This window comes from Pseudomonas sp. CFBP 13602 (assembly GCF_014842725.1).
In the GTDB taxonomy this organism is placed as follows: domain Bacteria; phylum Pseudomonadota; class Gammaproteobacteria; order Pseudomonadales; family Pseudomonadaceae; genus Aquipseudomonas; species Aquipseudomonas baltica.
Map to the genome: position 1 here is coordinate 365,019 of NZ_JACYVT010000006.1, position 13,569 is coordinate 378,587.

The following is a 13,569-nucleotide window of genomic DNA, read 5'->3' on the forward strand; positions in this document are numbered from 1 at the left end:
CGGAGCCCCTTTTTTTCGACTGAGTATCAAGTCTGGGTGTTCCAAGGGTCAGCGCAATCCCTCGTGCTGAGCGACGGTCGTCGACTCGCAGCTCCACAGTTCCAGTAGAAAATCACCCTCCCTGTGTTCCACCAGCCGGTGCATGCCCAATTCCGCGTGCAGCTGTTTGTGGACCTGCGTGGCCGTCTGCGGCGCACCCTCGATGCTCGCCAGCCAGTGACAAGCAACCACTTGGCCTCCGGGGTTCAAGCAAGCACGAGCTTTCTCGATGACCTGGCTGAGGTCGGCGCGACTCAGGTAGTAACCCAGTTCATTGAGGACGATGAGGTCGAAGCGTTCGCCTGGCCAGTCGGCGGGCAGGGCGGCCTGTCGCGCCTGGGCGTGGGCGATGTCGCTCAGGCGCGCCTGGGTCAGGCCCACCGCGCGGGTGTTCATGTCGCAGCTGAGCAGGGCGTCGCAGCGCGTGGCCAGTGCCAGGCTGGTCTCGCCGTTGGCACAACCGGGCTCGAAGATCGCGCCATAGCGCTCCTGCGGCAGGCAGGCGAGCAGCAATGCCCGCTTGCGCCGCTCGTACCAGCGATGCCGCATGGCCCAGGGGTCGTCGTTGCCCTCGTAGAGCTTGTCGAAATACTGGTTGTCGACGCTTTGTCCGCTCATAGAAACACCACCTCGAACGGCTGCAGCAACCGCTCCAGTACGTAGGGGGGCAGCACAGGCGCCAAGCCTATCTGTGGATCGCCTTCCAGCTGACTGGCGAAGGCATGCACCGCATGGCTCTTGCGCGCCACCATCACCTTGTCCAGCGGCAGCTTGCGCGCGCGCGACCACGGGATCCGATCGTCTTCGGGCTGCGCCCAGTGCCAGGTCCAGATCGGCAGTTCATGATGGCTCGCGCCAGCAGCCGCGGCCGCCGTTGCGCCCGCACGGCCTACCGCCTCATGGTCGGTGTGGCCATCGTTGCACCAGGTGCTGAACACCACATCGGTGGGCTTGAGGTAACGCTGAATGAACTCGGTCAGGCGTTGCTCCTCGTGCGCCACACCGCTGTCGGCAAAGCCTCCGCGAATCCATTGCAGGCTGTGCAACGGCAGGCCCAACCGGTGCAGCGCCTCGGCGCTCTCCTGCGGGCGCACTGCACTGAGGCGTTCGGCCGGCCACGTCTGCGAGCCCGGATGGCTGGCGCTGCCGTCGGTGACGGAGATGATCAGGATCTGCCGATCCAGCCCTGCCAGCAATTGCAAAAGCCCACCACAACCGAGCACTTCATCGTCCGGATGCGGGGCGATGATCACCGCCCGCGAGCCGGCCGGTACCAGAGTCTGGGCGTCGATCAATGGCAGTTCGGCCAAGTGCCGCGAGCCGCGCCAGGCCTGCAGGGGCGTGCCCTGGCCTACGATAGGGTTTTCTTTCATAAACTCCAGGTCCGCGTCGTGGGGGCGCCGAGCAACTGGCCCAGCGCAGCGAGGTCGCGCTCGGCATGGCTCTGTCGCAGGTATACCGGCAGATCGGCGATCAACCGGGCGAAATGAGGATCCTTGCAGTACGGGCCCGCGCCCAGGGCTCGGCCGACATGGCTGATGACGGTGTCGGCGGTGTGTTCAGCCACCGCGCGGCACAGTCGCGCCGAATGCTCGAAATGGCCATCGGGCTGCTGGTCGGCAGCAATCGCGGCCGAGCGCAGGACGGCAATGCAGGCCGCCAATGCTCGATCCACTGCGCCCAGGTGCGCCAGTGCATGAGGTTCGGGCCGGGCATGGCAGTGCTGGGCCAGATAGCGCCCAAGCTCACGGGCGGCACCGAACCAGCACGCGGCGATGCCGATGCCGCCCAGCCAGAAACCGGGGCGGTTGAGGTAGCTTCCTGCGGTTCCGACGCACCAGCCCTCGGCGTTTTCCAGCAGGATCTCGACGCTGCCGGTGTTGGCCATGCCCACGGCGTTCCAGCCGTCGTCGGTGACGCACAGGTTGGCCTGGTCCATCGGCACCGCGACCAGTTGTTGCTGGCCATCGTCATCCCAGGCCGTGAGCAGGCCATGGGTGACGACGCTGGCGCCCGAACACCAGGCCTTGCGGCCGCTGAGCAGCACGCGCTCACCTTCGTGGCGAACCATCACCCGTGCCTGGGGCGGCTCCGAGGCCCAAGTGCCCCAGATCGAGCCCTCGGGCGCGGGATCGGCGCCCAGTTCCTGCATGATGGCCAACGCGTCAGTGTGGCCTTCGTACAGTTTGCACAGGCCCAGATCATGCCCGGCCACGGCCGCCAGGCACTGCCAGCGCTGCAAAGTGTCGCCACCGGCGGGCAGCGGCAGGCTGTCCAGGCCCGAGGCGCACAGCCGCCGCAGTTCCTTGCCCAGCGCTGCAGTGTCGGCGTAACCCTGCGCCGGCCAGGTCAGAGCCTCGGTCAGGGTCGGTTTCATTCTTCGACATCCCGGTGCAGTTCGAACATCAGCATCGAGCGACCGGTCACCTGGAATTCGCTGCCGAATTCCAGACGCTCATGCTCACCCAGGTCCGGGCGGTTGGTGTCGATGCGGCAATTCCAGTATTCACCTTCCGGTACTTCGGGAAGGGTGAAGTTGACGACGTCATGGTGAGCATTGACGATCAGCAGCAGGGTCGCATCGGCGCCCGGTTTGCGAATGCCACTGGGCTGCGCGCGGCCATCGAGCATCATCCCCAGGCAGCGGCCATGGGCGTCTTCCCATTGCTCGGCGGTCATCTCGTTGCCCAGCGGGTCAAGCCAGGTCACGTCCTTGACGCCGATGGCTTCGTTGTACTCGCCGACCAGAAAGCGATTGCGGCGCAGGATCGGGTAGCTGTTGCGCAGCTTGATCAGGCGTTTGACGAAACGCAGCAGGCTCTTGCCGTCTTCGTCGAGCTCCCAGTTGACCCAGCCGATCTCGCTGTCCTGGCAGTAGGCATTGTTGTTGCCACCCTGCGTGCGCGAGAACTCGTCGCCGGCGACGATCATCGGCGTACCCTGGGAGAACAACAGGGTGGTAAAGAAGTTGCGCATCTGGCGCAGGCGCAGTTCGATGATTTCCGGATCGTCACTGGGGCCTTCGACACCGTGGTTCCAGGAGACGTTGTTACTGGTGCCGTCCTGGTTGTCTTCGTCGTTGTCTTCGTTGTGCTTGTCGTTGTACGACACCAAATCGCGCAGGGTAAAGCCATCGTGCGCGGTGATGAAGTTGACCGAAGAATAGGGCCGGCGACCGCGCTGGTTGAACATGTCGCCCGAGCCGGTCATGCGCGCGGCGAAGTCGGCAAGCTGGCCGTCGTCACCTTTCCAGAACGCCCGTACGGTGTCGCGGAAGCGATCGTTCCATTCGGCCCAACCCGGCGCGAAGCCGCCCACCTGATAACCACCGGGGCCACAGTCCCACGGCTCGGCGATGAGCTTCACCGAGCGCAGCACCGGGTCCTGGCGACAGGCAACGAGGAAGCTGTGACGTTCCGAGAAGCCGTCGTGGTAGCGGCCGAGGATGGTTGCCAGGTCGAAGCGGAAACCGTCGACGTGCATTTCCGAGGCCCAGTAGCGCAGCGAGTCGGTGACCATCTGCAACACGCAGGGATGGCTCAGGTCCAGCGTGTTGCCGGTGCCTGAGTCGTTGATGTAATAGCGCTTGTTCTCGGGCATCAAGCGATAGTAGGAGGCGTTGTCGATGCCGCGCATCGACAGCGTCGGCCCTTGCTCGTTGCCTTCGGCGGTGTGGTTGTAGACCACGTCGAGAATGACTTCCAGGCCGGCGTCGTGCAGGTGCGCGATCATCTCCTTGAACTCGGCGATCTTGCCGCTGGCGATGTAGCGCGAATGCGGCGCGAAGAACGCAATGCTGTTGTAGCCCCAGTAGTTGTTGAGGCCTTTCTGCAACAGGTGCTGGTCGTTGACGAAGCCATGGATCGGCAGCAACTCGATCGACGTCACCCCCAGGTTCTTCAGGTGGTCGACCACTTCCGGCACGGCGAGGCCGGCGAAGGTCCCGCGCAGGGACTCCGGCACGGCAGGGTGCTGCATGGTCAGGCCGCGCACATGGGCCTCGTAGAAGATGGTCTTGTCCCACGGCACACTGACGCGATGGTCGCGGCCCCAGGTGTAGGCCGGGTCGATGACTTTGCTCTTCGGCACGAACGGAGCGCTGTCGCGTTCATCGAAACTGAGGTCACCATCGGGATGGCCGATGGTATAGCCGAACAGGGCCTCGGACCACTTGAGTTCGCCTACCAGCTGCTTGGCGTAGGGGTCGATCAGCAGCTTGTTGGGGTTGAAACGGTGGCCGTTCTCGGGGTCGTAAGGGCCATGCACACGGTAGCCGTAGATCAGCCCTGGGTGGGCGTCGGGCAAGTAGCCGTGGTAGATCTCGTCGGTGTACTCGGGCAACTCGATGCGCTCGATTTCCTCTTCGCCACTGGCATCGAAGATGCAAAGTTCGACCTTGGTGGCATTGGCGGAAAACAGTGCGAAATTCACACCCAGACCGGTCCAGGTAGCGCCAAGCGGGAAGGGCAGGCCTTCGCGAATACGCGACGGTTCGGTCGGTTCTGGCGCGGGTGCAGCTTTCTTGTGCGGACTCATGGTCGATCCTTGCTCTTGGTTTGCACGCATACGGCGCAGGCAGATGTCATAGCATCATCGGTGTCTTCAGAGTCGGGAGGTGCTGAGGCAGGCAACGGGTCGGTGAACGTGCCGTCCGGGTGACGGGCACGTGAAGTTCGGTAACTGCAGCCATCCAGCCCTGGGGCTGGACCGACGGAAGATGTGCCCGCGTGCCAGGTAGCGGCAGTACGCGGGCGGATGTCACTTTGCAGTGGGCTTTTTCGGTGGACGCGGCTTCTTCGGTGCCGGTGGCTTACCAGCACCGTCAGCCTTGACGGCGGGATCCGCTGCTGCATCGGCTGGGTCAGCAGCCTTGCCCGGGGTCTTGGGTTTGGCAGCAGGACCCTCGCCAGCTGGCTTGGGTTTGGGCTGAGCGGCTGCCTTGGGCTTGGCCGCAGCTTTGCCCTTGGCCGGCTTGGAAGGCGCTAGCGCCTCGGCCTCGGCCAGTTTGCGTGCCATCTCCCAATGGCGCTCGTCCTGCCCTTCGGGCTGACCTTCGGATTCCCAGATCTGATAGGCGAATTCGCGGACTCGTTTATCGTCGGCACTCATTTCAACGCTCCTTATTACAGCTCACTTTGTAGGAAGAGATTGACGGGAAACTCTTTCAGCGCAGTGCTCACCAACAATTCCTTCTCTGCTGTGACTGCGTGGTCGGAGAAAAGTCCCTTCAATGTAGCCCCGGATTGCACCGATGGCAAAACGACACGGGTGTCGCCCCAAGCGCTGGCATCGATCAAAGGCGTCTGGGCATCGGCCAAAAGGCCGCTGGCCAGACGGGGCACGATCACTATGGCCGTCGTGCCGTCCAGTACGCGAGCGAACGCGTGAATGCGATCGGCATGCACACCCTGGACGTCGAGCTTCTGGTAGCTGCCGTCCCGGAATAGCGCCGGGTGTGAGGCACGCGCCTGAAGCGTGCGCTGGATCATGGCCTGCTTGATGCGACCATCGTGCCAGTCTTGCAGCAATTCGCTGACCGCAGGGCGAGCATCGAGCGAATGTTCGCGTGCGGCGTAATCCACCGGACGACGGTTGTCCGGATCGACCAGGCTGAAATCCCAGTACTCGGCACCCTGATACAGATCGGGGATGCCGGGCACGGTCATGCGCAGCAGGGTTTGCACCAGGCTGTACAGCGCGCCGCTGGGCGCAATGGTGCGACTGGCGGCGGCAATGGCATCGCGCAGCGGGCGACCCTTGTCGCCCAGCAGCAATTGCTCGAGAAAGTCGCGGCAGGCTGTTTCGTAGGCTTCGTTCGGCGCACTCCAGCTGCTGATCAGCTTGGCTTCGCGCAACGCCTTCTGCTGCCATTGGTACAGGCGCTCGGCGTAGGCGGTCAGGCCTTCGACGTCGTCACTGCGCAGGTCCAGCGGCCAGCTGCCCAGCAGTGCCTGGTAAAGCATCAGCTCGTCGCCACCACTCGGTGCATGGCCGTCGCCGAAGGCACTGCGCAAGGGCGCAGCCAGCTCCAGCCATTGCTGCACTTGCTCGACGTACCAGGGTGCGCGCTCGCTGAGCACGGCCAGGCGCGTACGGGTGTCTTCGCCCCGCTTGTGGTCGTGGGTGGCAGTGGCCAGCAGATTGTCCGGGAAATGCTCGAGGCGCTGCTGACAGGCCTGGTCGAACGCTTCCGGGGTGCCGGCGAACAGTTCGGTCTCGAAACCGACGTCGTTGCGCGAAAGCAATACGGCAGAGCGGTAGAATGCAGTGTCCTCGACAGCCTTGGCCGCCGCCGGCGATGTCAGTTGCTGGAAGCGCACGCAGGCGTGACGAATCAGCTTGCGTCGACGCCCGATAGGCAGCGCGCGCCAGCGTTCGCCACCCAGCCAGCGCTGCAGGTAATCGAGTACCGGCCAGTCGGCCTCGCCCAAGGTACCGCGTGCGCCGTCCATGGCCTTCTGGAAGAAGGCTTCGTCTTCAGCCGGGCGTCCGCACGGGTTGATATAGGTACGGTACACCGGGAAGTGCACGATCAGCTCTTGCAGCGCTCGGCGGATGGCGCCCAGGGTCAGGTCGCGGCTCATCAAGTCGCCGCGGGCCACTTGCAGCAAGGCCTGGGCCACGGACTCGAAATCGCCGGCGAGGGAACCGTTGAGTACCAGGTTGCGAGCTACGTGGGCTTCTTCGATGAACTCGCTGGGGCGGCCACTGACGCGGCTCCACAGCTCGCCCAGTGGCTGCTCGCCGTCAGGATCATGTTGCAGCAACGACACCTGGTTCATGAACTCGTAGCCGGTGGTGCCATCGACCTGCCAGTCACGGTGCAGTGTTTCGCCTGCGCCCAGAATCTTCTCGACGTAGATCGGTACGTGATCGATGCGCGCGGACGCCGGGCGCTGCTGCAACAGGGCGTTGACCCGACGTCGCAGTTTGCGCGAGTAGCCACGTGGGTCGGCCAGGCCGTCGATATGGTCGATACGCAAGCCGTCCACCAGGCCTGCGCCGATCAGTTCGAAGATCTTCGCATGGGTCGCTTCGAACACCGCCGGCCGCTCGACACGCAGGCCGCCCAACTCGTTGACGTCGAAGAAGCGCCGCCAGTTGATGTCGTCACCGGCGGTGCGCCAGCTTGCCAGGCGATAGGATTGTCGCTCCAGCAGCTCGTGCAGGCGGTTGAAGCCTTCGTCGCTGGTGGCATCGAACTGGGCGAGGGAGGCTTTAATGCCATCGTTCAGGCCGCCGCTGGCAACACGGGTCGCCAGATCGGCTTGCAGCGCGCGAGCCTCGCCGTACGCGTCGTCGCTGCCATGCAGGTTGGCGAAGCGCGCGCCCAACTCGCTGACCGGTGCATTGCCCGACGCCGCCAGGATGTGCGGGTAGTCGATCGGACAGATCGGAAAGCGATGCTCGTAGTGCTCAACGAAAAAGCTGCCTTGCTCGGCGTCGAACTTGAGCACCAGTTCACCGCCCTGCAGGGCTGCGCCGTAGTCACTGCCGAGAAAGGGCAACAGCAACTGGCCTTCGAGCAACGGGTCGGGCGAGTGCCACTGAATGTCGAAGAACTCCGAATACGGGCTGCGACGCCCCCACTCGAGCAGGTCGAGCCACCACGGGTTGTGCGCACCCCCCACGGCCATGTGATTGGACACGATGTCGAGGATGAAACCCATGTCCTGCTCGCGCAGCGCTGCGATCAGCCGCTCCAGCGCGGGCTGGCCACCCAGTTCGGGGTTGACCTGGGTCGGGTCGACGACGTCGTAGCCGTGCATCGAGCCGGGGCGGGCCTTGAGAATGGGAGACGCGTACACATGGCTGATGCCGAGCCGGGAAAAATACGGCACCAGGCGAGCGGCATCATCCAGGGTGAAATCCTTGTGCAACTGCAGCCGAACGCTGGCCGTCATTTTTTTCATCGGTAACGCTCACTGGCTTGTTGGCGGGCGCAGGCCAGCAGCTCTAGGCGTCTGGCAGCGTCTTCATCGTCGAGAAGATTCTGGGCATGGGCGCTGTAGCGGCGGCGCCAATTGGGATGACTGTCTATGGTGCCCGGCAGGTTGGCCTGTTCCTCGATACCCAAGGCATCGTCGATCGGCAGCAATACCAGCGGAGCAGGGGTCTGGCCAAGGAAGCGGGTACTGGCGTCGATCATCGCATCGATGTCGTCCACGCCCTCCACCTGACTCTGCTGCAGCTCGTGTGCAAGCACCTGGCGCAACGCGCGACGCTCGTGCTCGCGGGTCTCGCGCCAGTGTTTCTCGGTCGGCTCGTCGATCAGTTCCAGGTCGCGGTTCCAATCGATGTCACGCCCGCGCCACCAACCGTTGAGGGTCGGCAGGTCGTGGGTGGTCGAGGTGGCCAGGGCGTTATCTGGCCACGCTTGATTCTCGATGAACACGCCGTCGTTCTGTTCGAACAGCAGCACGCGCATCCCCAGCATCTGCCGGGCTGCCAGCTTCTCACGCAAGCCATCGGGCACCGTGCCGAGGTCTTCGCCCAGCACCACGGCCTGGTGACGGTGGGATTCGAGCGCGAGCAGGCGCAGCATGTCGTCGATGGGAAACTGCAGGTAGGCACCTTCGCCGGGCTTGGCGTCGGCCGGAATCAGCCACAGGCGCTGCAGGCCCATGATGTGATCGATGCGCAGGCCACCGGCGTGGGCGAAATTAGCCCGCAGCATCTCGATGAATGCGCGGAAGCCATTGCGCTGCAGTCCCTCGGGCGAGAATGCCGAGATGCCCCAGCTTTGCCCCGAGCGATTCAGAATGTCAGGCGGCGCGCCCACGGTCAGGTCGGCGAGCAACTCGTCCTGACGGCTCCAGGCCTGGCTACCGGCGCCGTCGGCACCCACGGCAAGGTCGGCGATCAGACCGATCTTCATGCCGCTGCTGCGCGCCGCTTGCTGCACCTTGGCCAAGCAGCGGTCGATCAGCCATTGGCAGAATGCATGAAAGGCGATCTCATCGCCGTGGGCTGCAGCGAACTCGGCTACGGCCGTGCCGCGCGGGTCATGCCACTGCTGGGGCCACTGGCGCCAGTCCAGGCTTTCACCGCGAGCCTTGAAGTCGGCCTGCAAGGCCTCGTAGCGGCAGTGATTCTCCAGCGCTTCGCCACCGGTGTGGCGGAACGCGTTGAAATCCGCATTGAGGGGGTGTTCGTTCTGGCAGAAGCTGTCATAGAGCGCACGCAGCAAGCGCTGCTTGGCCCCGGCGGCAGCTGGCCAGTCCACCAAAGGCAACGCTTCCAGCGCGTGCAGGGTATCGCCCAACCCGGAAGTTTCGATAGCGGTGCGCACGGCGTCTTCACCGAGCACCGCGGCAGGTGCCGCGTACAGGCTGTTGAGAAACAGCCGGCTCGAAGGCGAGTAGGGGCTGTAGCGCGTGTTGTCGCTGCTGCTCATGGCGTGCATGGGGCTGATCGCCAAGGCATCGGCACCGCGCTCGCCGGCACTGCGCACCAGCGTTTCCAGGGCTTGGGTGTCGCCGAAGCCGCCATCACCGCTGCGGCGCACTGCGTACAACTGAACACTCAGCCCCCAGGCGTGGGCCGTGTCCTGGCCATAGGCGTCGGCTACGCTGAAGCAGCGTGGTGGCGCTACAGCCAGGGTGAAATGCTGCTGCTCGATGTGCACGTCCTGATAACCGACGGGCAACAGGCCGGGCAGGGCGCCGTTTTTGTCCAGGCTCAGCGACAGCGTACTGCCGTCTTCCAGCTTGACTTCGCAGGCCGTACCCGGCTCGAAGAACCGCGCAAGATCGAGCGGCTGGCCGTGTTCGACCGTCAACAGTGGGGGCAGGCGATGCGACTGTGCCGTCTTGCGCAACTCGTCCAGGCTTTGCTCGACCTCTTGCACTGAATCGGCAGGATGGCCCAGGCCACGCAGCACCTTGCGCAGGACACCGTCGGCAACCGTCTGCGGCTTGCCATTGGCATCGGTCCAGTCAACGGCGATGCCGGCGCGCTCGGCAAGATCGTGGAGTTGGCGTTGTTCGGTCATACCGCTGTCTCCGAGTCACCCGCCGGAATCAAGCTGACCAGAGCGGTAAAGGCGGGCAGTCCTTGGTTCAGTACGGTGGTGGTGTCGTTCTGGGGCCGGCTGTCGAACAGCAGGTGTTCGGTCTGCAGATGGGCCGGCACGGTCGCCTCGCTCAGGTTCAGATCGATGCGCAACACGCTGCCATCGCCCATTCGCCATTTTGCCGTCACCGCCTTGTCGGCCAATACCTGCGCACCCAGTGACTGGGCACCATCGAGCCGCGGCACGATCTCGTCGCGGCGCAAGGCCAGCAACTGGCGATACAACTGCACCCAGGCCCCGTCCTGGCGGAACTGGAATTCGGCGAAGTCCGGCCGCGACGCTTCGAACGTGCTGGCAGCGTTCGGATCGGGAATCTTCGCCCGGGTTGCTTCGTTGGCGAAGGCGTCGAACGCGGCAAACTCGGCGCGACGCCCCTCGCGGACCGCTTCGGCCAATTCGCCGTGGTGATCGGTGAAAAACAGGAACGGCTCGTCGGCGGCCCACTCGTCGCCCATGAACAGCATGGGAATCATCGGCGACAGCAACAGCAAGGCAGTGGCGGCGCGCAGGGCCGGTTCGCCGCACAGCAGACTCAGGCGCTCACCCATGGCGCGGTTGCCGATCTGGTCGTGGTTCTGCAGAAACAGCACGAAGGCAGTGGGCGGCAGATGACCGCTGGGTTCGCCACGCGATTCGCCCTTCTGGTTGGTATCGCCCTGATAGATGAAACCCTGACTCAGGCAACGCGCCAGCTTTTCGGTCGACTGTTCGCTGAAGTCGGCGTAGTACGCCTCGTCTTCACCGGTGAGCAGTGCATGCAGCACGTTATGACCGTCGTCGTTCCACTGCGCGTCGTAACCTTGCTCGAGCAGATGAGCCTGGTTGTGCTCGTTCTCCAGCATCAGCCAGACGTGTCGATCGGCGCCGACCTGCTCGCGCAGGATGGTGGCCATCTCCTGCAGGAAGGTCGGGTCTTGAATGGCATGCACGGCGTCGAAGCGCAGGCCGTCGAAACGGTATTCGAGCAGCCACATGGCCGCGTTATCGATGAAGAAACTTCTTACCTCATCGCGACGGAAGTCGATGGCATCGCCCCACGGAGTTTTCTTGTCGTGGCGGAAGAAGCCCTTGGCGTAGCGGCCGAGGTAATTGCCATCGGGGCCGAAGTGGTTGTAGACCACATCGAGGATCACCATCAGGCCATGGCCATGGGCGCAATCGATCAAATGCTTGAGCTGTTCGGGTGTGCCGTAGGAGGCTTCCGGAGCATACGGCAGGACGCCGTCGTACCCCCAATTGCGTTCGCCGGGGAATTCGGCGATGGGCATCAACTCGATCGCGGTGACGCCCAGGGCTGCAAGGCGTGCCAGGTGGGACTCGACACCGGCGTAGCCGCCCAGCGCACCCACGTGCAGTTCATAGATGACGGCCTGGGACCATGGTCGGCCCAGCCAGCTGGTGTTCTGCCAACTGTAGGCCAGCGGGTCGACTACAAGGCTGGCTGAATGCACGTCGTCCTGCTGGGCGCGGGACGCCGGGTCAGGCACTGCCATCTCGCCATCGATATCGAAACGGTAGGCGGTACCGGCCGCGCACTTGTGTTCCAGGGTGAACCAGCCGTCGTTGCCGGCGAGCATGGGCAACGATTCGCCGTCGGCGATCTGCAGCCCGACCGAGAAAGCGTCCGGTGCCCACAATGCAAAGTGAGTGAGCCCGGAGTCCTGCATTACTGCACCGTGGGACCAGGTTTCAGTTTTCCGTGAAGGCATCGATGAAACCTCTTCCATTTATTGATTGATCGCCGTTATTTATGATTCGCAGAAGTCTTGCTGCCATGAACCAGCGCCTGATAAAGCTCGGCGTAAGGTTCCACCGCCTCGCTCCAGTTGAAAGGCTGGGTCATCGCGCGGCAGCGCATGGCATTCAACAGTTCAGGCTTGCCGAAGACATAGAAGGCGCGCGCCAGGGCGGCCTTGTAGCTTTCGATGGTCGACTCGCCGAACAGAAAACCGGTTACCCCGTCCTCGATGGTGTCGGCCAGGCCGCCGGTGTTGCGCGCCACGGGCAGCGAGCCGAAGCGTTGTGCATACATCTGGCTCAGGCCGCAGGGCTCGTAGCGTGACGGCATCAGCAGGAAGTCGCTGCCGGCGAACATGCGCCGGGCATCGGTTTCGTTGAAGCCGATGCGTACACCCACGCGACCCGGGAAGCGCAGGGCGAGCTCGCGCATGGCCTGCTCTTCCTCGGGCTCGCCGCGGCCGATGATGATCACCTGGCCGCCGTTTTCGACGATGAACTGTGTCACGCCTTCGGTAAGGTCCAGGCCTTTCTGGTAGACCAGGCGGGACACCACCGCGAACAGGGGACCATCAGATTCTTCGATTTCGAACAGCTTGCGCACGTGGGCCGCATTGACCGCCTTGCCTTCCCAGTCGTTCAGGCTGAACGGGCAGACCAGGTGCGGGTCGGTGGCCGACTCCCAGCTGGCGTCGATGCCGTTGGGAATGCCGCTGAGTTTGCCTTGCTGCGCCTTGCTGCTGAGGAAGCCTTCCAGGCCGCAACCGAATTCGGGTGTGGTGATCTCTTCGGCATAGGTGGCGCTCACCGTGGTGATGTGGTTCGCGTAGGCCATGCCGGCCTTGAGAAACGACAGCTTGCCGAAGAACTCCATGCCGTCCTGCTGCATCGCATGGTTGGGAACGCCCAGCTCCGGGCAGCAGCCGCGGCTGAACACACCCTGGTAGGCCAGGTTGTGGATGGTGAACAGGGTAGGGGTACGCAGACCACGCCAGTGCATGTAGGCAGGCGCTAGGCCGGCAGGCCAATCGTGGGCGTGAACCAGGTCGGGCTTCCAGTGCACCATGCCCTGGCCTGCGGCGATATCGGCAGCTGCCAGGCCCAGGCGGGCGAAGCGGATATGGTTGTCCGGCCAGTCGCGACCGTTGTTGGCGCCGTAGGGGGTGCCATCGCGCTCATACAGTTCTGGGCAGAGCAACACGTAGATGACCAGCCCGTCGGGCATGTCCATGCGGCCGATCTTGCACGGTGGCAGGGCGGCATGGCCGCTGAGTTCGCCGACCACGTGGATCGGGTTGTCGCTGTTGAGCACTTGCGGGTAGCCGGGAATCAGTACGCGAACGTCATGTACCTGACTCATGGCGCGTGGCAGCGCCGCCGACACGTCACCCAGGCCGCCGGTCTTGACCAGGTCGGCAATTTCCGATGTCACGAAAAGAACTTTTTGTTTGTGGACGCCAGACGGCGTCTGCAGTGCTTTGCTGGTAGGCGTGGGAACCTGCAAGTGGGCGGGTTCCGCCGCTTGCCTGTTGAAACGCTCTCCGTGGTTTTCGACAGCGGCACTGATCATTGTTCTCTCCCGTGCATTACGTACTTGTATGGCAGATCCTGACTCTAAAAAAAGCGCTGATCGATTAGCGCTTCCCGCTGACACACGCACAGGCGCCGCAGGCAACGGCGTTCCTGCCGCAGGCTGCAATGATTCACGGGATGGCAGG

Annotated in this window: 9 protein-coding genes; all 9 read right to left on the bottom strand. The window is 63.8% G+C overall.

Annotated features, from left to right (window positions below):
• Positions 1 to 48: 48 nt before the first annotated feature.
• Positions 49 to 657 carry a class I SAM-dependent methyltransferase gene (locus IFU31_RS15005; RefSeq protein ID WP_192103500.1) on the bottom strand — a complete coding sequence of 203 codons (609 nt, stop codon included), beginning with the start codon at positions 655 to 657 and terminating at the stop codon, positions 49 to 51.
• Positions 654 to 1,412, bottom strand: coding sequence for a PIG-L deacetylase family protein (locus IFU31_RS15010; protein WP_122477836.1), 759 nt, complete (start codon positions 1,410 to 1,412; stop codon positions 654 to 656). Before IFU31_RS15010 ends, IFU31_RS15005 begins: the two co-directional genes overlap by 4 nt.
• Complete coding sequence (locus tag IFU31_RS15015) at positions 1,409 to 2,416, bottom strand: acyl-CoA dehydrogenase family protein (protein ID WP_192103502.1); 1,008 nt, start codon at positions 2,414 to 2,416, stop codon at positions 1,409 to 1,411. The genes IFU31_RS15010 and IFU31_RS15015 overlap by 4 nt, the downstream gene beginning before the upstream one ends.
• The gene (gene glgX / locus IFU31_RS15020) at positions 2,413 to 4,575 is read right to left on the bottom strand and encodes a glycogen debranching protein GlgX (RefSeq protein WP_192103505.1); all 2,163 of its coding nucleotides are present in this window, start codon (positions 4,573 to 4,575) and stop codon (positions 2,413 to 2,415) included. The genes IFU31_RS15015 and glgX overlap by 4 nt, the downstream gene beginning before the upstream one ends.
• Before the next feature lie 222 nt (positions 4,576 to 4,797).
• A complete protein-coding gene (locus IFU31_RS15025; protein ID WP_192103507.1) occupies positions 4,798 to 5,148 on the bottom strand; it encodes a DUF2934 domain-containing protein in 351 nt (116 codons plus the stop codon).
• 14 nt (positions 5,149 to 5,162) lie between these two features.
• A complete protein-coding gene (locus IFU31_RS15030) occupies positions 5,163 to 7,952 on the bottom strand; it encodes a malto-oligosyltrehalose synthase (protein ID WP_192103509.1) in 2,790 nt (929 codons plus the stop codon).
• Positions 7,949 to 10,033 carry a 4-alpha-glucanotransferase gene (gene malQ / locus IFU31_RS15035; RefSeq protein WP_192103511.1) on the bottom strand — a complete coding sequence of 695 codons (2,085 nt, stop codon included), beginning with the start codon at positions 10,031 to 10,033 and terminating at the stop codon, positions 7,949 to 7,951. Before malQ ends, IFU31_RS15030 begins: the two co-directional genes overlap by 4 nt.
• Positions 10,030 to 11,823, bottom strand: coding sequence for a malto-oligosyltrehalose trehalohydrolase (treZ, locus tag IFU31_RS15040; protein ID WP_192103513.1), 1,794 nt, complete (start codon positions 11,821 to 11,823; stop codon positions 10,030 to 10,032). Before treZ ends, malQ begins: the two co-directional genes overlap by 4 nt.
• Positions 11,824 to 11,858: 35 nt before the next feature.
• Positions 11,859 to 13,421, bottom strand: a complete 1,563-nt coding sequence (gene glgA, locus IFU31_RS15045) for a glycogen synthase GlgA (RefSeq protein WP_192059637.1) — start codon at positions 13,419 to 13,421, stop codon at positions 11,859 to 11,861.
• Positions 13,422 to 13,569 lie beyond the last annotated feature (148 nt).